Genomic DNA, 20,135 nt, shown 5'->3' on the forward strand with positions numbered 1-20,135 from the left:
CGCCGCCGCTGATGCGACGGCGCCTTCCGTGTCCCACGGAGGAACCCGCTACTTCCGGCCGGACTTCTTCTGCGCGGCCTTCTGTCGGGCAATCAGGATCTTCTCGTCCACCGGAGCGGCACCGCTGGCCCGCAGCAGGCGCTGGTACTCCATTGCCTCGTCCTGGCGGCCCTTCTCCGCACCGGAGGCAACCTTGGCCCGCAGGTGTTCCTGGCCGTACCCGAAGGAGTCCACCAGGTCCAGGGCATGCGGGCGGATCTTGGCCAGCAGGCGGTTGATGTACGGCCCGAGGGTGCGGGCGCGCTGGGCGGACAGGCGTCCGTTCATCAGGTACCAGCCCAGGTTCTTTTCAATCAGGCACAGACCGAACAGGTCGCGGACCCAGGTCAGGACCTGCCGGGTGCCCTCGTCCTCCACCTTTTCCAGCCCGCGGGTGAAGGCCTCCCACTGGAGCAGTTCGGCGTGGGCACGTGCGGCTTCGATCAGGGCGTGCTGGTTGTCGTTGAAGACGGCGGCGCCCTTGTCCTTCGGCAGCCCGCGGGCTTCCTTGAGCGCAGTGGCAACTTCGGCGACCATGGTCCCGACCCGGTCCGCCAGCAGGTCGTGCTGGGTCCGCGGATCGCGCAGGGCAATGGCGGATTTCTTCTCCGAGCCGGAGTCGCGGAAGGACTGGGCAATCCGGCGCAGGCCCGTGCGGTGCAGGGTCAGATCCGTGGCCTGGCCCACCACATAGCGGGCGAGGACACCGAAGTCCGCTCCGGCGAATTCCTTGGCGTAGTCGGCCAGCAGGCGCTTGGCGACCAGCTGCAGCAGCACCGTGTTGTCACCTTCGAAGGTGACATAGACATCCAGGTCCGCGCGCAGGGCGGTCAACCGGTTTTCGGACAGGAACCCGGCGCCGCCGGTGGCTTCGCGGCATTCCTGCAGCGTATCCAGGGCATGCCAGGTGGACAGCGACTTCAAGGCCGCCGCCAGTGTTTCCAGGTCCTGGCGGTCTTCGTCGGTGTCGTGGGCCCCGGAGAAGACATCGTCGAACTTGTGCAGCAGTTCCTCGTGCGCGAAGGCCGCAGCGAACGTTGTGGCCAGGCGGGGGAGCAGGCGGCGCTGGTGCTGCTGGTAGTCCATCAGCACCTCTTCCTTGATGTCCGAGGCGCCGTTGAACTGGCGCCGCTCGGTGCCGTACTGGATGGCCGTCTTCAGCGCCAGCTTGCTGGCATTGACGGCCGCGCCGTCGAGGGAAACGCGCCCCTGCACGAGGGTGCCGATCATGGTGAAGAAACGGCGGCCGGGGCTGGCAATGGCGGAGGTGTAGGTGCCGTCCGCGGCGACGTCGCCGTATTTGTTGAGCAGGTTGGTCCGGGGGATGCGCACATTGCAGAAGTGCAGCCGGCCGTTGTCAATGCCGTTCAGTCCGCCCTTGACGCCGTCATCCTCGCCGCCGACGCCGGGCAGGAAGCCGTTGTCGTCACGCAGCTCCACGTAGAAGGCATGAACGCCGTGGTCGACACCGCGGGTGATGAGGTGGGCGAACACGACGGCGGCCTTGCCGTTGACGGCGGCGTTGCCGATGTAGTCCTTCCAGGCGGCACGGAAGGGCGTGTTGATGATGAACTCTTCGGACGCGGCGTCGTATTCAGCCGTGGTGGCGATGCTCGCGACGTCGGAACCGTGGCCGGTTTCGGTCATGGCGAAGCAGCCCGGAATCTCCAGGCTCATGATGCCCGGCAGCCATTTTTCATGGTGCTCCCTGGTGCCCAGGTGCATTACGGCGGAACCGAAGAGGCCCCACTGGACGCCGGCCTTGATCTGCAGCGACGGATCGGCCACCACGAGTTCGGTAAAGCCTGCGACGTTTGCACCGTGGCTGTCCTCGCCGCCCACGTACTTGGGGAACGCCCCGTGGACGGACTTGCTTTCCACCAGGATCTTCAGCTGGTCCATGACCCGCTTCCGGTGCTCGGTGTACGTCAGCCCCGCAGGCGTCTGCATGGCTTCCATGCCGGCGAGCCTGCGGGCTGCAAGCCGGTTTTCGGCCCAGGTGCCGAGCAGGACCCGGCCCAGCGACTCCACGTCCACGACGGCGGCGTCGTTGTCGCTGATCGCGGCGCTGGCCGGCAGCTGCCGTTCGGTGGGGGAAAGTGTTTGCGTCATTGCGTTTCCTTCTCGTGGTTGGAGGGAGCAGGGGCGGGGGACGGGTGTCCCCGGTCGTAGCCGATGCCGTCAAAGAGCCAGGCGGTCAGCTGGTCGGTCATTTGTTCTTCCGTGGGCTTCCCGGGGCCGGGGGGAGCGGCAATCCACCGCTCACCTGCTGCCCGGATCATCCCGAGTGCCGCCGTGGGCCAGTACTGCGCGGTGGCGCTGGCCTCGGGTGGAACCTCCCGGCCCTCGAGGTAATGGCGCATGGCCGAGTCCATCATTGCCGTGATGGTTTCGAAGAACGAGGAGAGGGTGGAATCGATCTGTCCCGGTCCGCCGTCGGCCAGCTGGCCGGTGACGAAGAGATACACGTTGGGGGAGGTTTCGGCCATCTGCAGGTAGGCGGAAACCATGGCGCGCAGCCCGGACCGGACGGAGATGGCTGTCCGGCCCGCTTCCAGGATCTTTTCCTGCATCCGTGCCACCGCCATTTCGCCCATGGCCTTCTGCAGTCCGGCCTTGTCTCCGAAATAGCGGTAGAACACGGACTTCGACGTCCCGGAAGCGGCGGCAATCTCTTCCATCGACGCCGCGCAGCCCAGGGTATGGACCGCCCGGCGGGCGGTCTTGATGAGGGTACGACGGCGCTCGGCCCGGTGCGCTTCCCAGCGAAGGGCGCGGCCGTCCGCAGCCGGGGACGGCACAGACGGATCTTCAAGTGCGTTGTTCACGATACTGAGCGTATCAGGTACGCTGGGTTACAGTAACTGGCGTCACATCGCCCCCCATGGACTCCCAAGGAGAACGACGAATGGCTGCACAGCCTGAATCCGCACGAGCTACCCCCACGACCAACGGCGCCGGCTCTTCCGTGCGCAAGGCGGTGGTGATCGGCGGAAACCGCATTCCCTTCGCCCGCTCAGGCGGCAAGTACACCTACAGCTCCAACCAGGACATGCTCACCGCCGCGCTGGACGGGCTGATTGCCCGTTTCGGCCTGCAGGGCGAACGCATCGGCGAAGTTGCCGGCGGCGCGGTCCTGAAGCACTCCCGCGATTTCAACTTGACGCGTGAAGCGGTCCTGGGCTCGGCGCTGTCGCCTGAGACCCCCGCCTATGACGTGCAGCAGGCCTGCGCCACCGGCCTCGAAACGGTGGTCAGCCTCGCCAACAAGATCAAGCTGGGACAGCTTGAATCCGCCATTGCCGGCGGCGTCGACTCCGCTTCGGACGCCCCCATCGCCGTGAGCGAAGGCCTCCGCCGGGCACTGCTGGACCTGTCCCGCGCCCGCACCACCAAGCAGAAGCTGGCCGCGGTCGCCAAGATCCGCCCCAAGGACCTGTCCCCGAACGCGCCCTCCACCGGCGAGCCGCGCACCGGGCTGTCCATGGGCGAGCACCAGGCCCTGACCACCGCCCAGTGGAAGATCACCCGCGAAGCGCAGGACGAACTGGCCTTCAACAGCCACCGCAACATGGCTGCCGCCTACGACCGCGGGTTCTTCGACGACCTCGTCACCCCGTACCGCGGCCTGGCAAAGGACGCGAATCTGCGCCCCGACACCACCAGGGAAAAGCTGGCCAAGCTCAAGCCCGTCTTCGGCAAGTCCCTGGGCGACGCCGCCACCATGACCGCCGGTAACTCCACCCCGCTGACCGACGGCGCTTCCGTGGTACTGCTGGGCTCGGAAGACTATGCCCGCGAACACGACCTGCCGATGCTGGCGAACATCGTGGATGCCGAAGCCGGCGCCGTCGACTTCGTGCACGGCAAGGACGGACTGCTGATGGCTCCGGCCTTCGCCGTCCCGCGCCTGCTGGCCCGCCATGGGCTCACCTTCGACGATTTCGACTTCTTCGAAATCCACGAGGCCTTCGCCGGCACCGTGCTCTCCACCCTGGCTGCCTGGGAGGACGAGGAATTCTGCCGCACCCGGCTGGGCCTGGACGCCCCGCTGGGCAGCATCGACCGCAGCAAGCTCAACGTCAACGGCTCCTCCCTCGCCGCCGGCCACCCGTTCGCCGCCACCGGCGGCCGGATCGTGGCGTCGCTGGCCAAGATGCTGCATGAAAAGGGCTCCGGCCGCGGCCTCATCTCCATCTGCGCTGCCGGCGGGCAGGGCCTCGTCGCGATCCTGGAGGCACGCTGATCATGAGCGACGCCTACCTGAACCTCGTGAACAAGGGCTTCACCAAGGAGCTCTCCAAGAAGCTGGGCCTGCCCCGGCCTGCGATCCTGCGCCGCTTCGATCCGGCTCAGCCGCTCGTGCCGGGTCCGGTGCTCGTGCTGGGAGGGAGCACGGCCGCCAACGAGCTGTCTCAGCTGCTCCTCGGCTGGGACCAGGACGTGCGCCGGCACGCCACGCCGAAGGAAAAGCTCGGTGCCATCCTGATCGTGCTCGACGACGCCGCCGCACCGACGGACCTGGGTGAACCTACCCTTGCCGCCGGTGCGGCCCTGCGGGACCTTGCCCCCGGCGGGCGGGTCATCACCGTTTCCCGCCCTGCCGCAGAAGCCCAGGATCCGGCAGCGGCCGCGGCCCGCCAGGGCGTCGACGGCACCCTGCGTTCCATTGCGCACGAGCTGCGTGCCGGTGCCACGGCCAATGGCATTGTGCTGGCCAACGGCGTACAGGCAACTGCTCCTTCGGTCGCGGCTGCCCTGCGGTTCCTGCTCTCGGGTAAGAGCGCCTACGTCAGCGGCCAGTTCGTCACTGTCGGCTCGGATGCCGGGAAGCTTCCCGGGGACTGGAACGCGCCGCTTGCCGGCAAGGTCGCTGTGGTTACGGGGGCCGCCCGCGGCATCGGCGCAGCCATTGCCCGCGTGCTGCACCGCGACGGTGCGCAGGTCATCGTGGTGGACGTGCCTGCGGCCGGAGAGCAGCTGGCCCAGGTGGCCAACGAGATTTCCGGCACCGCGCTCCAGGTCGACATCACCCGCGAGGACGCCGCTGACCGCATCCTCACCCACGCCGTCGAACGCTACGGGCACCTGGACATCGTGATCCACAACGCCGGCATCACGCGTGACAAGCTGCTGGCCAACATGGACGAAGCCCGTTGGGGCTCGGTCATTGCCGTCAACATTGCCTCGCAGCTGCGGATGAATGAAACCTTCCTGGCCTCCGGCGGGTTCACCCCCGAAGGCCGGATCGTCTCGCTGGCATCCACCAGCGGCATTGCCGGCAACCGGGGACAGACCAACTACGCAGCGTCCAAGGGCGGCGTGATCGGCATGGTCCGTGCCACCGCACCGCTGCTGGCACCGCGCGGCGGTTCGATCAACGCCGTCGCACCGGGCTTCATTGAAACCGACATGACCGCGGCCATTCCCGCGCTTACCCGGCAGGTTGCCCGCCGGCTCTCCAGCCTGCAGCAGGGCGGCCTGCCCATCGACGTCGCGGAGACCATTTCCTTCCTCGCCTCCGACGCCGCGGCAGGCGTCAACGGCCAGGTGGTGCGGGTCTGCGGCCAGAACATGGTGGGCGCATGACGGACACCCAGCTGAATGAAATTCCGGCGCTCGGGCGGCTGTACGCCGGTGCGGTGGGCAGCGCGGCGAAGTCGCGCCTGACGCCGTCCAAGGGCGCCGGGACCCTTCCGGCGGACCGGCACATAGTGCGCAACGCCTCCGTGGACCTGGACCGGCTCACCGATTTCCAGCGGCTGGTCCTGCACAGCGCCACCGACTACCTGCCCACCGGATACGTGCATACCTTTGCCTTCCCGGTGGCCATGAGCGTCATGGCGCGCGAGGACTTCCCGCTGCCCCTGCTCGGGATGGTGCACCTGCGCAATGAGGTGCAGCACCTGCGGCCGATCCACTACGGAGAACCGCTGACGGTCACGGCGTGGGCGGAAAACCTTGCCGGCCACCGTGCGGGAACCTCTGTGGAACTCGTGGCGGAGGTCGCCGTGGATGCCGACGGCGGCCCGGAGACTGTGTGGCGGGGCCGTTCCACGTATCTGGCCAAGGGCGTCTTCCTGCCGAAGATCGACCGTCCGGACAAGTCGGCGGTGCGGGCGGAGTTCATTCCTCCCCTCCCGACGGCGCTCTGGCGGCTGGGTGCCGACGCCGGACGCAACTATGCGCGGGTCTCCGGCGACTTCAATCCCATCCACCTCAGCCGCCTCTCGGCCAAGGCCCTGGGCATGAAGCAGTCCCTCGCGCACGGCATGTACCTGGCCTCCCGCGTGGTCGGGGATGCGGTGCAGACCCATGAGGGTCCGTTCCAATGGACCATCGACTTCGAGTCGCCGGTGTTCCTGCCGGGGACCGTTGCCGTGGCCATCTCCGACGACGAGACCGCCGACGGGTGGGCCGGTTCCACCTTCACCGGCTGGAACCCCCGGTCCCACCGCCGGCACTTCGCCGGCTCGGTCACGCCGCTGGACACCGTGTCCGGACCGCACGGATTCAGCGCCGCCACCGGCGCCTAAGCACCTCCGTAAACAGCCCGTCCGCCTCCGGCAAGTGCCCGGAAGCGGACGGGCTTCGTGTACCTCCTGCTAAGGTTCGACCATGATTGATGCCGCCGGCCTGCTGGTTGCCGCCAAGGAACTCGACGCCGCCGATCCCCTCGCGGGCTACCGGGACCGGTTCCTGCCGGCAGAGGGAGTCCGGGCGTACCTGGACGGGAATTCCCTGGGCCGCCCGCTCCGCGCCACCGCCGAAAACCTGCAGGACTTCGTGGCGCACCAGTGGGGCGGACGCCTGATCCGCGGCTGGGACGAGCAGTGGCTCGAGACGCCCGGCCGGATCGGCGACGAGCTCGGCGAGGTGGCGCTCGGTGCCGCCCCCGGACAGTGCATCGTGGCGGACTCCACCACCGTGCTGCTGTACAAGCTGGCCCGTGCCGCCGTCGCCGCCCGCCCCGGCCGAACCGAAATCCTGCTCGATGCCGACAACTTCCCGACCGACCGGTACGTCCTGGAAGGCGTGGCACGCGAATGCGGCCTGACCCTGCGCTGGGTGTCCGCCGACTACGCCGGCGGGGTGACCGCCGAAGCGGTCGCAGAGGCCGTGGGTCCGCAGACCGCGCTGGCCGTGTTCAGCCACGTGGCCTACCGCTCCGGCTATCTTGCCGACTCGGCCGCCATCAATAAGGTGGTACACGACGCCGGGGGACTGGTCCTGTGGGACCTGTGCCATTCGGTGGGTGCCGTCCCTGCGCAGCTCGATGCCGAGGGCACGGACTATGCCGTGGGCTGCAGCTACAAGTACCTGAACGGCGGACCCGGAGCGCCGGCGTGGGCCTACGTGGCCGCCCGCCACCAGGCGGAGTTCTCCCAGCCCATCCAGGGCTGGCTGGGTTCGGACGACCCGTTCGGCATGGTGCAGGGCTACGTTCCGGCCCGGGGCATCCGCCGGCTGGTCTCCGGCACCCCGCCCATCCTGGGCATGCTTGCCATGCGGGACATGATTGCCCTGATCGGTGAGGCCGGGATGGACGCCGTCCGCGCGAAGTCGAAGGCGCTCACCGAATACGCCGTCACGGCCGTCGACGTACTGCTGGCCCCGCACGGCGTCGTGCTGGCCTCTCCCCGCCATCCGGACCGCCGCGGCAGCCACATCACCATCGACCATCCGAAGTTCCGGGCTGCCACCGCCGCCTTGTGGAAGCAGGGCGTCATTCCGGATTACCGCAATCCGGACGGTATCCGGCTGGGCCTGTCTCCGCTGTCCACGTCCTTCACGGAGACCTTCACAGGGATCGAAGCGGTCCTGGCCGAGCTCAAGGCCTGACCTGCGCCCACCCGTTGCCGTCCGGCCGGCCGCAGGCCATTATCGGGGGCATGACCAAATACCTCATTTCCTTTCCGACTGAAGCCATGGTGGTCACGCCCGAGGAGCTTCCCGTCGTCGCCGCCGATTCCCGCGCCGTAATTGCGGAAGCGAAGGCCGCCGGCGTCTATGTATTCGGCGGCGGGATCGCGGAGGAGATTGAGCCTGTGCTGGTTTCCGCCGACGGGTCGGTGAGCCCGGATATCTATCCCGGCAGCCGGCTCAAGGGCGGCTTCACCGTGCTGGAACTGCCGGGCCGTGCGGACGCGGAGGAGTGGGCACGGAAGATCGCCGTCTCCTGCCGGTGCCCGCAGGAACTGCGCGAGTTTTGGTTTGACCCGGAGAGCTAGCCGGCCCTAGGCCTGGCCGGCCTTGACCGCAAGGACCGGGCAGGAGGCCTCCAGCAGCACGCGCTGGGAGGTGCTGCCCAGGATGAGCTTGCCCACGGGCGTCCGGTGCCGGATCCCCAGCACCACCAGCCCGGCACCGTGGTTTTCCACTGCCTTCAGGATCTCTTCGGCGGCGTCGAAGTCCCCGATCGGGTGAAGGAGGACGTGGGAAACGCCGCTGCCCTCCAGGACCCCGGCGAGGGTCTGCAGGTAGTCCGGAGCGGCTCCAGAGCGGGGCTTGCGCGTACTTTCCACGTTGACGACCACGAGGCCGGTGGCCAGGTCCCGGGCGGCGCGGAGGGCTGCGCGCAGTGCTGTTTCCCCCTCGGGAGTGGGGACGTATCCGACGACGACGCTCATGGTTTCCTTCTTCCTGCCTGGGCCTCTTCCTGCCTGGGTCAACTCAGCTGCGAAGGGTCGCTGAACCGGGTCCGGCGGGCCTTGACGCCCCGGTTCCAGGCCCAGGTGATCACCCATAGTGCCAGACCGAGCAGCAGCAGCAACCCGGCAATCCGGTACTCGATGGCGTCCTGCGCCCACGGACCCAGCAGGAAGGCACAAGTGGCGGCACCGATGAAGGGCATGATGCCCGGCGAGCGGAAGTGCGCCCGGTCGACAGGAGACCGGCGCAGGACAAGGCAGGCAATGTTGACCACGGCGAAGACCGCCAGCAGCAGCAGCGCGGTGGTTCCGCCGAGCGCCGTCACCGTTTCGCGGCCCATGAAGTTGGTGACCACGATGATCAGCCCCACCGCAATCGCCGTCGTAAAGAGGATCGATGCCCATGGTGTGCGGCGCCCGGGAAGAACCGCCGACAGGCCGCGGGGCACGACGTCCTGCTTCGCCATGCCGTACAGCAGGCGGCTGGCCATGAGCATGTTGATCAGGGCGGTGTTCGCGACGGCGAAGATGGAAAGGAACGGGTAAATGGTGTCCACGGGCAGATTCGGGGCGCCGGCCCGCACCACGTCCAGCAACGGGGTGGTGGATTCCGAGAGCTGCCCCACCGGCACCAGCGCCACGGCGGTGATCGAGACCAGCAGATAGACGCAGACCGTGATGGTCAGGCCCGTGAGCATGACCTTGGGGAAAATCCTCGAAGGATCACGGGTCTCTTCGGCCATGTTCACTGAATCTTCGAAGCCGACCATCGAAAAGAACGCCAGGGCCGTGGCTCCGGTCAGGGCCAGGAATACGCCCTTGCCCTCCGCGGTTTCAAAGACGACCACCCGGGAGAAATCCACATTGCCCTGGCTCATGGCCCAGAAACCGATGGCAATCACGATCAGCAGCCCGGTCAGCTCAATGGCCGTCAGCACGATGTTGAACTTCACGCTTTCGGCCGCACCCCGCAGGTTGACCGCCGCCAGCAGCAGCACGAAGGTCACGGCGACCGCAGTGACCGCAGCCTGCCCCCACTCCAGGTGAAAGCCGACGATGAAATTCTCGGCAAGGAATTTCGATGCCGTAGAGGCGGAGGTGATTCCGGAACAGAGCACGGCGAAGGTCACGAGGAAGGTCAGGAAATGCACCCCGAAGGCCTTGTGGGTGTACAGGGCCGCACCGGCGGCCTGCGGGTACTTGGTGACCAGTTCAAGGTAGGACAGGGCGGTAATGGTCGCCACCGCGAACGCCAGCAGGATGGGCGCCCACGCGGCGCCGCCGATTTCGCCGGCCACCTGTCCGGTCAGCGCATAGACACCGGTGCCGAGGATATCTCCGACGATAAAGAGCAGCAGCAGCTTGGTGCCCATGACCCGCTTGAGCTCGGGCTGGACGGTTTCCGCTTTGATGTCAGCCATGGCTGTCCTTCCGGACGTTCAGGGATGCCGCGTTGGTCGGTATTCTGCGCGGTGTCGCGCCCAATAGGCAACGGTCGGCGGTGACGGTTTAACCGGGCGCCGCAGGAATCACCCGGACCGCGCCGATCCGGCGCCCCCGCACGCCCAGGACCTCGAGCCGGCAGCCCGGGGCGGGCACGGTGTCACCGGGCCGGGCCATCCGGCCCAGCTGCTCCAGGATGTATCCGGCCACGGTTTCATACTGGCCCTCCGGCAGGCCGATGCCGGTCAGCCGTTCGAACTCCTGCAGGATGAGGGCGCCGTCCACCACCAGCTGACCCTTTTCCCTGCGGTAGCGGTCTTCGGGATCCCGGCCGGTGTCGTACTCGTCGTATATCTCTCCGACCAGTTCCTCCACCAGGTCTTCGAGTGTGACAATGCCGTCCGTGCCCCCGTATTCATCGGCGACGACGGCGATATGGCTGTTTTCCCGGCGCATCCGGCCCAGCGACGGCAGCACTGCAGCGGTCCCGGGCAGGAACAGGACGGGACGCAGGATGTCGGCTACGGTGCGTCCATCCGGATCCGGAGCATCCGGGTCCGGCATCAGGTCACGGACGTGGATGAACCCCAGGATGTCGTCCACTGACCCTCCGGTCACCGGGTACCGGGAATAGGGCTGGTGCCGCACCCGGGTGCGTGCGTCTTCCAGCGGGAGGTCCGCCGGGACAAACACCACCTCGGTCCGGGGCCGCATTACCTCCTGCACCAGCCTCGTGCCCGCCCCGAAAACGTCCGAAAGGATCCGGCGGCTGTCCTCGGCCAGCATCGGGCTGGCGGCCACCATGTCCCACAGCTCCTGGCTGCTCACCGGCACGGTCTTCACCTGCGGGTCACCGCCCAGCAACCGCACCACGGTATCCGTCGAGAAGGACAGCAGCCGGATGACGGGGCGCATCAGCACCGCAAACAGGTTCAGGGCGGGGGAGAGGATCCGCGCGAAGGCGGCCGCGTTCTGCATGGCCAGCCGCTTCGGGACCAGCTCCGAAAACACCAGGGACAGGTAGGCCACGGCAAGGGTGAGCAGGATCAGCGCGGTGGTTTCCGCCGTCGGCTGCGGCACACCCCACTGCCGCAGCAGGGGCACCACCGCCGGAGCCAGTGCCGACGCACCGTACGCGGCCGAGAAGAAACCGGAGAGCGTCACGCCGATCTGGATGGCGGACAGGAACAGGTTCGGGTTGCGGGCCAGGCGTGCCGTCCGCCTGCCCTGCTTTCCCGTCCGCTCTATCGCACTGATCTGGCTCTCGCGGAGGGAGACCAAAGCCATTTCCGCGCCGGCGAAGATTCCGCCCAGCAGGATGAAGAACAGTACGAGCAGGAGGTTAAGGGCATAGCTGCCGTCCATGGTCCGAGGGTACCGAAGCGTGCCGGGGGATGTGAGTCAAAGATCACACCGGGCGGTTTCGGGCAAACAAAAAAGTCCTCCCGGAATCCGGAGATTCCAGGAGGACTTCGCTGTGCGCGGAGGGGGACTTGAACCCCCACCCTCGTTAGAGGACTAGCACCTCAAGCTAGCGCGTCTGCCATTCCGCCACCCGCGCTTGGGTGATCTCCACAGCCCTTCAGTTGTTTCAAAGCTGTGGAAGCAACGGGAAAAACTCTAACACGGTTTTGGTCCGAACCACGAATCGGCCCAAGCCGGGGGCCGGTCCGCGCCCTGTCGCAGGGAAATACGGCCCGCCACGGCCCTTCGCTGGCTAAGCTGGCTGCACAGGTCACCGAAGGAGAACCCCATGCCCACAGACGTCCGTGCCGAGCAGCCCCGCGCCGAAGATGAGGTAACCCGGATCTGCCAAGAGCTCATCCGCTTTGACACCTCCAACTTCGGTGACAACTCCGGTCCGGGGGAGCGTGCCGCAGCGGAGTACACCGCCGGCCTGATTGAAGAAGCCGGCCTGTCTGCCGATCTCTTCGAGTCCGCCCCGGGGCGGGCTTCCGTGGTCACGCGGATGGAGGGCACCGATTCCTCCCTGCCGGCGCTGGTGGTCCACGGACACCTCGACGTGGTGCCGGCGCAGAAGGAGGACTGGACGGTGGACCCGTTCAGCGGCGAGGAACGGGAAGGGCTGATCTGGGGCCGCGGTGCCGTCGACATGAAGGACATGGATGCCATGATCCTGTCCGTGATGCGCTCCATGGCACGGACCGGCACCCGCCCGCGCCGGGACATTGTCTTCGCGTTCTTCGCCGATGAGGAAGCGGGGGGCGACTACGGAGCGCGCTGGGCGGTGGAACACCGGCCGGAGCTGTTCGACGGCGCTACGGAGGCCATCTCCGAGGTGGGCGGCTTCTCGGCAACCATCGGCGGGAAGCGGACGTATCTGCTGCAGACAGCGGAGAAGGGCATCTCCTGGCTGCGGCTGGTGGCCCACGGCCGGGCCGGGCACGGCTCCCAGATCAACACCGACAACGCCGTCACCCGGCTGGCCCGCGCCGTGGCGAACATCGGCAGCCATCCCTGGCCCATCGAACTGACAGACACCACCCGGGCCTTCCTGGACGGCGTCACGGAACTGACCGGCGTCGAGTTCGATCCGGACAACCCGGACCGGATCCTTGCCGAGCTGGGCACGGTGGCCCGGTTCGTGGGTGCCACCCTGCAGAACACCTCCAACCCCACGGTGCTCAATGCCGGGTACAAGCACAACGTCATTCCGGGCACGGCCGAAGCCCTGATCGATGCGCGGACCCTGCCCGGTCAGGAGGAACAGGTCCTGGCCACCATCCGCGAGTTGGCCGGCGAAGGCATCGACGTCAGCTATGAACACAAGGATGTCTCCCTTGAAGTACCGTTCAAGGGCAACCTTGTCGACTCGATGATCAGCGCCCTGCAGGCAGAGGATCCGGGCGCTCCGGTGCTGCCCTACACACTCTCCGGGGGCACGGACAACAAGTCCCTGAGCCGGCTGGGCATCACCGGCTACGGTTTCGCCCCGCTGCGCCTGCCCGCCGAGCTTGATTTCACCGGCATGTTCCACGGCGTCGACGAGCGGGTGCCGGTGGACTCCCTGAAGTTCGGCACCCGGGTCCTGTCCCGCCTGCTCACGAGCTACTGACCCAAGGAGGACCCCTGTGGCCGCTACTGAGATCCTTACTCCGGAACTGTTGGAGCGCCTGCGCTCCCGTGCCGCAGGCTACGACGAGACCAACAGCTTCTTCACGGAGGACTTGGAAGACCTGCGGGCGGCGGGTTACCTCGCCCTGTTCACGCCGGCTTCGGAGGGCGGAGCCGGGATGGGGATTCCCGACGTCGTCGCCTGCCAGCGCCTCCTGGCGTCCGCGGCTCCGGCTACGGCGCTGGCCGTGAACATGCACCTGGTCTGGTGCGGGGTCGCGCACCTGCTGGCACTGAAGGGGGATGACTCGCTGGACTTCGTCCTCCGGGAAGCAGCCGCGGGCGAGCTGTTCGCCTTCGGCGTGTCCGAACCCGGCAACCCCGCCGTGCTCTTCGATTCGCACACCGAGGCCCGTCCCACGGGCGACGGCGGCTACGGCTTCACCGGCACCAAGATCTTCACCAGCCTGTCCCCGGCCTGGACCCGGCTGGGTATCTTCGGCAAGGATTCCTCAGACCCGGAGGAACCGCACCTGGTCTTTGGTTTTGCTGACCGCGGGACTGCAGGCATCAGCATCGCCGATGACTGGAACACCATGGGCATGCGGGCCAGCCAGTCCTGCACCACGCGCCTGGAGAACGCCGTGGTGCCGGCACCGCGGATGGTCCGCACGACGCCGGTGGGTCCGCACAGTGATCCCTTCGTGTTCGGGATTTTCGCCCTGTTTGAAACCCTGCTGTCCGCCGTCTACACGGGCATCGGGGACCGCGCCGTCGAACTGGCCGCGGACTCCGCCCGGGGCCGCGCCTCACGGGCGGGCGAACCGGCGTCGTCCGATCCCGCCACCCGCTGGAAGATTGCCGACGCGGCCCTGCGGATGGACGGCGTGCACCTGCAGCTCGGGGCAGTGGCACGGGACCTGGAAGACGGCGCCGACCACGGCAGCTACTGGTTCCCGCTGTTGTCGGGGCTAAAGTACCGGACCACCGAGACGGCGCGCGGCGTGGTCGAAACCGCGGTCCGGGTGGCGGGCGGGCGCAGCTATTTCCGGGGGTCGGAGCTGGAACGGCTGTACCGCGACGTCCTCGCCGGGATGTTCCACCCGTCGAGCGAGGACTCCGTGCATGCCAGTGTGGCCAACGCCGTGCTCGGGCCCGTGGAGTAAGGGCTGGGGCGGCAGGGGAGAGCTACGGAGTCCGCTGGACGCGCAGGACCCTTCGGCGCAGCCAGAACCGCCTGCCGCCGCCGCTGTAGATCCGGCTGCGGTGCAGTTCCCACTTGCCGTATTCGGCATGTTCAACCAGGCGTCGCCGGGCGTCCGGCAATGATTCGTGGGGATCCACCGACACCACCAGGTACTCGTAGTCCCGTGCATTTTCGCGCCGGCGGGAGACATCAGGTGCAAGAATTTGTTCGCGCATTTCCCTCCAATTTTCCCTACTTTACCGATAACGTCTAGGTCATGAGCATAGATCCGCGCATCGCGCTCCAGTCCCTCGTCACCGCGTTCGAGGAGCATCTCGCGGCTGCGGCCGCCCGGCGTGGTGATAAGGATCCGGTGGTCGAAAGCGCGTACTTGGCCATCGCCGACGCCTTCGAAGTCTATGAGGAAGTGCTCTACGACGCCTACGGCGAGGTGACGCCGCTGGAGATCTACGAAGACGATGAGGACGAAGGCGACTACGAGGCCGGGGATAACCCGGGCGACGTCCCGGCCGACGGGCCCCGGCCGGCCGGAGACAACGGCAACCCGCTGGGCCGGGCCAACCGGTAACGGCCGGGACGGGACCGGGCCGTCCGTCAATTAGAGTCTTAGGTGTGAATTGGTTTGAAGCGATCTTCCTTGGCCTGATCCAGGGCCTGACAGAATTCCTCCCCATTTCCTCCAGCGCACACCTGCGCATCGTGGGGGAACTGCTGCCCGGCGCCCAGGATCCGGGGGCGGCCTTTACCGCCATCACCCAGCTGGGTACCGAGACCGCCGTGGCGGTGTATTTCTGGAAGGACATTGTCCGGATTGTCCGGTCCTGGTTCGGTTCCCTGTTCGGCCGTGTGCCGCGCAGCGACCCGGACGCCCGCATGGGCTGGCTGATCATCCTCGGCAGCCTTCCCATCGTGGTCCTTGGCCTCTTTTTCCAGGACCAGATCGAAAGCACCTTCCGCAGCCTGTGGGTCGTCGCCACCATGCTGATCGTCTTCGGCATCATCCTGGCAGTGGCTGACGCTGTCGGCCGCCAGCAGCGCACGCTGGACCAGCTCACTTACCGGCACGGCATCCTGTACGGCTTCGCCCAGGCGCTGGCACTGATCCCGGGCGTTTCCCGTTCCGGCGGCACCATTACGGCCGGCCTGTTCATGGGATACACCCGTGAAGCAGCTGCACGCTACGCCTTCCTGCTCGCCATTCCCGCCGTCTTCGGCAGCGGACTGTTCCAGCTGGTGAAGTCCCTGAATGAACCGATGCCCTACACCGGGCTGCAGACCGCCGCCGCCACCGTGGTCGCCTTCGTTGTGGGCTTCATCATCATCGGCTGGTTCCTGCGCTACGTCTCCACCCGCAGCTACCGGCTCTTCGTCTGGTACCGCATCCTCCTGGGTATCTGCATCTACCTCCTGCTGGGCTTCGGCGTCCTTACCGCCTAGCCGCGCCCGTTAGAGTGGAAGGGTGATTGCCTGGAAATCTTCAACCCCGCCCTCCCTGCCCGGCACGTCGGACGACGTCCGGCTCTATGACACGGCCGCGCAGGCACGCGTGGCGGTACGGCCCGCCGGAGAGGCGAGCATGTACGTCTGCGGAATCACTCCGTACGACGCCACGCACATGGGCCATGCGTCGACCTATGTGGCCTTCGACCTGCTGAACCGGCAGTGGCGCGACGCCGGACACTCGGTCCGGTATGTGCAGAACGTCACCGACGTCGATGATCCGCTGCTCGAACGCGCCAACGCCACCGGAGCGGACTGGCGCGAACTGGCCCAGGAACAGACCCAGCTTTTCCGCGACGATATGGAAGCGCTCAACGTCCTGGCCCCGGACCACTACATCGGAGCGGTCGAGGCAGTGGAGTGGATCGTTCCGGTTGTCGAAGACCTCATGGACCGCGGCCTGGCCTACCGGGTTCCGGGTGCCGCAGGCGAGCCCGACGGCGATCTCTACTTCGACGTCGACGCCGCCTCCCGGCTTGCCGAGGGCGATCCGGACGCCTGGTGGCTGGGGCAGGTCTCGCACCTGACCCGCGAGCAGATGCTGCCGGTTTTCGCCGAACGCGGGGGAGACCCGCAGCGTCCGGGCAAGCGGAACGCCCTGGACCCGCTGCTGTGGCGCATGGCACGCACCGGCGAACCGTCCTGGGACGGCGGCAGGCTCGGCACCGGACGCCCGGGCTGGCACATTGAGTGCTCCGTGATTGCCCAGCGCTTCCTGCCGCGTCCCTTCACCGTGCAGGCCGGCGGTTCGGACCTGGTCTTCCCACACCACGAAATGAGTGCCGGCCATGCCTTTGCCTGCGAAGGCACGCCGCTGGCTTCGCACTACACCCACGCGGGCATGGTGGGGCTGGACGGCGCCAAGATGAGCAAGTCGCTGGGCAACCTGGTCCTGGTCTCGAAGCTGCGCGCCGAGGGAGTGGAGCCCGCTGCGATTCGACTGGTGCTGCTGTCCCACCACTACCGCACGGATTGGTTCTGGACCTCCGACCAGCTGCGCGGAGCCGAGGAAAGCCTGGTTACCTGGCGCAGGGCCCTGCAGCACGCGAACGACGACGACGCCGCCGCACTCCTGCAGCAGATCCGCACCGCGCTGGCCGATGACCTGGACGCTCCCGCCGCCCTGCAGGCCGTAGACGCCTGGGCCGGTACAGCGGTATCCGGTAACGTGCCCGGAACCCAGACCGGCGCGGAACTGGTCTGCTCCGCGCTGAACGCGCTGCTGGGTATCCAGCTCTAAGCGGAGAGACACGAAAACGCCGGCCGCCCCTCGGGTGCGGCCGGCGTTCTCGTTTCCCCTGCTCAGTCCCGGCGGCGGCGCTTCAGGTAGCGTTCAAACTCCCGGGCAATGGACTCCCCGCTGGCCTCAGGCAGCTCCGCCGTGTCCTTCGCTTCTTCGAGCTGGCGGACGTAGGCGGCGACCTCAGGATCCTCCGTGGCGAGCTCGTCCACGCCCCGTTCCCAGGCTTCGGCCTCCTCGGTCACCAGGTGGGTGTCCAGGGGCGCCTGCAGCAGTTCCTCGATGCGGTTCAGCAGTGCCAGCTGCGCCTTGGGCGACGGCGCCTGCCCCACGTAGTGCGGTACGGCTGCCCAGAGCGAGATGGACGGAATATCGGCCAGGTTCGCCATCTCGGACACCACGCCGACAATGCCGATCGGCCCCTCGTAGGAGGAAGGCTCCAGGCTCAGGCCTTCCTGCAGGTCCGCTTCCTCGCAGGAAGCGCTGACCGGGATGGGGCGCGAGTGCGGAACATCAGCCAGCAGTGCCCCCGCGAGGACAATGCAGTCAACGTCCAGTTCCTGAGCCAGGGCAATGAGTTCGGCGGTGTAGGCCCGCCACTTGTACGAAGGCTCGACGCCGGTGACGAAAATGACATCCAGGTTGCTGCCCGGCACCTCGGCCCGGGAGATCCGCGTGGTGGGCCATTTGATCCGGTGTCCGCCTGAGGCAGTGCGCTTCAGCGTGGGCCGGGTGAACTGGAAGTCGTAGTATTCGTCGGCATCGATACTGGCTATTTTTTCGCTGTCCCAGTGCCGACTCAGGAATTTCAGGGCGTCGGAGGCTGCTTCGCCTGCGTCGTTCCATCCTTCGAACGCAGCCAGCATCACCGTGACGCGTTCGGAGGACGTCCCGTCGCCAAAGAAATCCTGGAGGCCTGTGGCTTCAAAGCCTTCGGTATTGCTCACCACTTCACACTATGCCCCGCCGGCCCCGCGTGTCAGGAGCGCGTCACGGCGCTTCGCGGAGAGCAAAAGAAACACCGGCTTCCGCGGCCCCGTAGACTGGGGACATGCCCCTCCTCTCCGATTCCCCCAACAGCCGTGCCGACGCAGCATTGCAGGCAGTTTTCTGGGATATGGACGGCACCATCGTGGATACCGAGCCGTACTGGATAGCTGCCGAAAAGGACCTCACGTCGGAGTTCAGCGTTGACTGGACGGATGCGCAGGCCGAAGCCATGGTAGGGCAGGCACTGGAAGCCAGTGCAGGGATGCTGCAGCAGGCCGGCGTCGCCCTGGGAACCCGCGAGATCATTGACCGGCTGATTGGCCGCGTTGCAGCTCAGGTACGCCGGGAGGTGCCGTGGCGGCCGGGGGCCCGGGAGCTCCTGACCGAACTGCAGGCCGCCGGGATTCCCTGCGCCCTGGTCACCATGTCGGAGCAGGTGCTGGCACAGGAAATCCTCCGCGCCCTTCCGGCGGGAACGTTCGGCGTAGTGGTCACCGGCGACATGGTCGGCAGGGGAAAGCCGGACCCCGAGCCCTACCAGCTGGCCTTCGATACCCTCGCCGCCTCCGTTCCCGGGCTGGCGAAGGAGCGGGTCGTCGCCATTGAAGACTCACTGCCCGGTGCCACTTCCGCCCAGGCTGCCGGTCTGGTGACCCTGACCGTACCGAACTTCGTGCCGCTGCCGGCGGGCGCCTTCGAGAACGAATGGGACACCCTGGCCGGCCGCGGGGTGGAACACCTGTGCGGGCTGCTTCCCGGATATGCCCTGGAGTCCGCCAGGTGAGCAGCAACGGGCCCGCCGACACCGAACGCCGCGAAGGTATCCCGCTGGGGAGCATTGCCGGGGTACCGGTGATCCTAGCGTACTCATGGTTCCTCATCGCGGCGCTGATCGTCGCCGTCTTCGGACCGCAGGTGCGGGAAGCCTTCCCACGCCTGGGTGCCGGGGCCTTTGCCGTCGCCCTGGGCTACGCGGTCCTGCTGCTGCTCTCGGTCCTGGCACACGAGGCAGCGCACGCCCTGACCGCCCGCGCCTATCACTGGCCTACCGCCAAGATCGTGCTGACGCTGTGGGGCGGACACACGCAGTTCGGTGAGCTGCGGTCCACTCCGGGACGTTCCCTCCTCGTTGCCCTGGCCGGCCCGGGCGCCAACTTCCTGCTGGCGGCAGCCGGCTTCGGTGTCGAGCAGTTCCTCGCCGAAGACAGCGTGGCTGCGCTCGTCACCTTCATTTTCGTCACCGCGAACCTTCTGATCGGCATGTTCAATATCCTGCCCGGGCTTCCGCTGGACGGCGGACGCATAGTGGAAAGCGCGGTCTGGAAGATCACCGGTTCGCAGGAACGCGGCACCGTTGCCGCCGGATGGGCCGGACGCATCATTTCGGTCCTGCTCCTGGCTGCCCTCTTCGTTCCTCCGTATCTCCGGGGCGAAGCACCATCACTGAGCCTTGTGCTGCTGGCCGCCCTGGTGTGCGGTGTCCTCTGGATGGGGGCGGGGGCTGCCATCGCCAACGCACGGGTGCGCCTGCGGCTGCCCCGGGTCAGCGCCGGCGCCCTGATGGAACCGGCGGTATCCCTGCCCGGCGTAGCACCCGTGGGGCAGGCGATGGCCCTTGCCCGCGAACAGCCGGACGCCGCCGTCGTGGTCACCGCCGCCACCGGACAACCGGAAGCGGTCGTGGACCGCGCAGCCCTGGCATCGGTTCCCGGCGAGCAGGCCGGACACGTTCCGGTGAGCGCCGTCGCCCGCCCGCTGGCAGCCGGCGCCTATGTTCCCGAGGAAGCTGCCGGATCCGAACTCGTCCAATACCTGGCCAAACTGCAGGGCAGCGAGTACGCGGTTATCAACCGTGACGGAACGGTGGTCGGCCTGCTGCGCCAGGCCGCCGTCGTCGCCGCCGTCACGGGAAAACCCGCCCGCCCCGGCCTCTGAACCTTCCAGCCTTCCTGCCCCGCCCGGCTGCAACGCGCCGGCACCCCAAGCCCGC

19 protein-coding genes and 1 tRNA gene are annotated in these 20,135 nt (G+C 67.4%); 12 read left to right on the plus strand and 8 right to left on the minus strand.

The annotated features are described in order from the left end of the window. Positions 1–48: 48 nt before the first annotated feature. On the minus strand, positions 49–2,151 hold the full coding sequence (locus AC5RT8_RS02530; RefSeq protein ID WP_494094123.1) for an acyl-CoA dehydrogenase family protein: 2,103 nt from the start codon (positions 2,149–2,151) through the stop codon (positions 49–51). Continuing rightward, positions 2,148–2,867: a TetR/AcrR family transcriptional regulator gene (locus tag AC5RT8_RS02535; RefSeq protein WP_494094124.1), complete on the minus strand. Its 720-nt coding sequence runs from the start codon at positions 2,865–2,867 to the stop codon at positions 2,148–2,150. The genes AC5RT8_RS02530 and AC5RT8_RS02535 overlap by 4 nt, the downstream gene beginning before the upstream one ends. A gap of 80 nt (positions 2,868–2,947) precedes the next feature. Here AC5RT8_RS02535 and AC5RT8_RS02540 point away from each other — a divergent pair, with 80 nt between their 5' ends. The 5 genes from AC5RT8_RS02540 (at position 2,948) to AC5RT8_RS02560 (ending at position 8,270) form a co-directional block, all read left to right on the plus strand. Continuing rightward, positions 2,948–4,285, plus strand: a complete 1,338-nt coding sequence (locus AC5RT8_RS02540) for an acetyl-CoA C-acetyltransferase (RefSeq protein ID WP_494094125.1) — start codon at positions 2,948–2,950, stop codon at positions 4,283–4,285. Positions 4,286–4,287: 2 nt separating this feature from the next. Continuing rightward, on the plus strand, positions 4,288–5,628 hold the full coding sequence (locus AC5RT8_RS02545) for a 3-oxoacyl-ACP reductase (protein WP_494094126.1): 1,341 nt from the start codon (positions 4,288–4,290) through the stop codon (positions 5,626–5,628). Beyond that, on the plus strand, positions 5,625–6,575 hold the full coding sequence (locus tag AC5RT8_RS02550) for a MaoC/PaaZ C-terminal domain-containing protein (RefSeq protein WP_494094127.1): 951 nt from the start codon (positions 5,625–5,627) through the stop codon (positions 6,573–6,575). Before AC5RT8_RS02545 ends, AC5RT8_RS02550 begins: the two co-directional genes overlap by 4 nt. A gap of 82 nt (positions 6,576–6,657) precedes the next feature. After that, positions 6,658–7,881, plus strand: coding sequence for a kynureninase (locus AC5RT8_RS02555; protein WP_494094128.1), 1,224 nt, complete (start codon positions 6,658–6,660; stop codon positions 7,879–7,881). Between the two features lie 50 nt (positions 7,882–7,931). Then, complete coding sequence (locus tag AC5RT8_RS02560) at positions 7,932–8,270, plus strand: YciI family protein (protein ID WP_494094129.1); 339 nt, start codon at positions 7,932–7,934, stop codon at positions 8,268–8,270. A gap of 6 nt (positions 8,271–8,276) precedes the next feature. Here AC5RT8_RS02560 and AC5RT8_RS02565 read toward each other — a convergent pair whose 3' ends face one another. The 4 genes from AC5RT8_RS02565 to AC5RT8_RS02580 all read right to left on the minus strand — a co-directional run bounded on the left by AC5RT8_RS02565 (position 8,277) and on the right by AC5RT8_RS02580 (position 11,694). Beyond that, positions 8,277–8,669, minus strand: coding sequence for a universal stress protein (locus AC5RT8_RS02565; protein ID WP_494094130.1), 393 nt, complete (start codon positions 8,667–8,669; stop codon positions 8,277–8,279). A 38-nt stretch (positions 8,670–8,707) separates the two neighbouring features. After that, entirely contained in the window at positions 8,708–10,111 is a 1,404-nt protein-coding gene (locus AC5RT8_RS02570; RefSeq protein WP_494094131.1) for an APC family permease, read from the minus strand. Between the two features lie 88 nt (positions 10,112–10,199). After that, positions 10,200–11,498, minus strand: coding sequence for a hemolysin family protein (locus tag AC5RT8_RS02575; RefSeq protein ID WP_494094132.1), 1,299 nt, complete (start codon positions 11,496–11,498; stop codon positions 10,200–10,202). Between the two features lie 113 nt (positions 11,499–11,611). Then, positions 11,612–11,694 (minus strand) — tRNA-Leu (locus AC5RT8_RS02580). Between the two features lie 192 nt (positions 11,695–11,886). On the opposite strand from AC5RT8_RS02580, the gene AC5RT8_RS02585 reads away from it, so the two are divergent. Then, the gene (locus tag AC5RT8_RS02585) at positions 11,887–13,209 is read left to right on the plus strand and encodes a M20/M25/M40 family metallo-hydrolase (protein WP_494094133.1); all 1,323 of its coding nucleotides are present in this window, start codon (positions 11,887–11,889) and stop codon (positions 13,207–13,209) included. A 16-nt stretch (positions 13,210–13,225) separates the two neighbouring features. Next, positions 13,226–14,374, plus strand: a complete 1,149-nt coding sequence (locus AC5RT8_RS02590; RefSeq protein WP_494094134.1) for an acyl-CoA dehydrogenase family protein — start codon at positions 13,226–13,228, stop codon at positions 14,372–14,374. Between the two features lie 22 nt (positions 14,375–14,396). Here the strand turns inward: AC5RT8_RS02590 and AC5RT8_RS02595 are convergent, their stop codons facing one another. After that, positions 14,397–14,630: a DUF5703 family protein gene (locus tag AC5RT8_RS02595; RefSeq protein ID WP_494094135.1), complete on the minus strand. Its 234-nt coding sequence runs from the start codon at positions 14,628–14,630 to the stop codon at positions 14,397–14,399. 41 nt (positions 14,631–14,671) lie between these two features. Here AC5RT8_RS02595 and AC5RT8_RS02600 point away from each other — a divergent pair, with 41 nt between their 5' ends. From AC5RT8_RS02600 to mshC, 3 genes are read left to right on the plus strand one after another with little or no spacing between them, the layout of a single operon-like run. Next, the gene (locus AC5RT8_RS02600) at positions 14,672–14,983 is read left to right on the plus strand and encodes a hypothetical protein (protein WP_494094136.1); all 312 of its coding nucleotides are present in this window, start codon (positions 14,672–14,674) and stop codon (positions 14,981–14,983) included. A gap of 44 nt (positions 14,984–15,027) precedes the next feature. Then, entirely contained in the window at positions 15,028–15,852 is an 825-nt protein-coding gene (locus tag AC5RT8_RS02605) for an undecaprenyl-diphosphate phosphatase (protein WP_494094137.1), read from the plus strand. Between the two features lie 22 nt (positions 15,853–15,874). After that, complete coding sequence (gene mshC / locus AC5RT8_RS02610) at positions 15,875–17,155, plus strand: cysteine--1-D-myo-inosityl 2-amino-2-deoxy-alpha-D-glucopyranoside ligase (RefSeq protein WP_494094138.1); 1,281 nt, start codon at positions 15,875–15,877, stop codon at positions 17,153–17,155. Positions 17,156–17,217: 62 nt separating this feature from the next. On the opposite strand, the gene AC5RT8_RS02615 is transcribed toward mshC, so the two are convergent. Then, positions 17,218–18,102: a PAC2 family protein gene (locus tag AC5RT8_RS02615; RefSeq protein WP_494094139.1), complete on the minus strand. Its 885-nt coding sequence runs from the start codon at positions 18,100–18,102 to the stop codon at positions 17,218–17,220. Between the two features lie 104 nt (positions 18,103–18,206). Between AC5RT8_RS02615 and AC5RT8_RS02620 the strand changes: the two genes are divergently transcribed. Next, on the plus strand, positions 18,207–18,929 hold the full coding sequence (locus tag AC5RT8_RS02620; protein ID WP_494094140.1) for an HAD family hydrolase: 723 nt from the start codon (positions 18,207–18,209) through the stop codon (positions 18,927–18,929). Then, positions 18,926–20,080 carry a site-2 protease family protein gene (locus AC5RT8_RS02625; protein WP_494094141.1) on the plus strand — a complete coding sequence of 385 codons (1,155 nt, stop codon included), beginning with the start codon at positions 18,926–18,928 and terminating at the stop codon, positions 20,078–20,080. The genes AC5RT8_RS02620 and AC5RT8_RS02625 overlap by 4 nt, the downstream gene beginning before the upstream one ends. Positions 20,081–20,135: the final 55 nt, after the last annotated feature.

The sequence above is a fragment of the Arthrobacter sp. Ms25 genome (genome assembly GCF_059090365.1).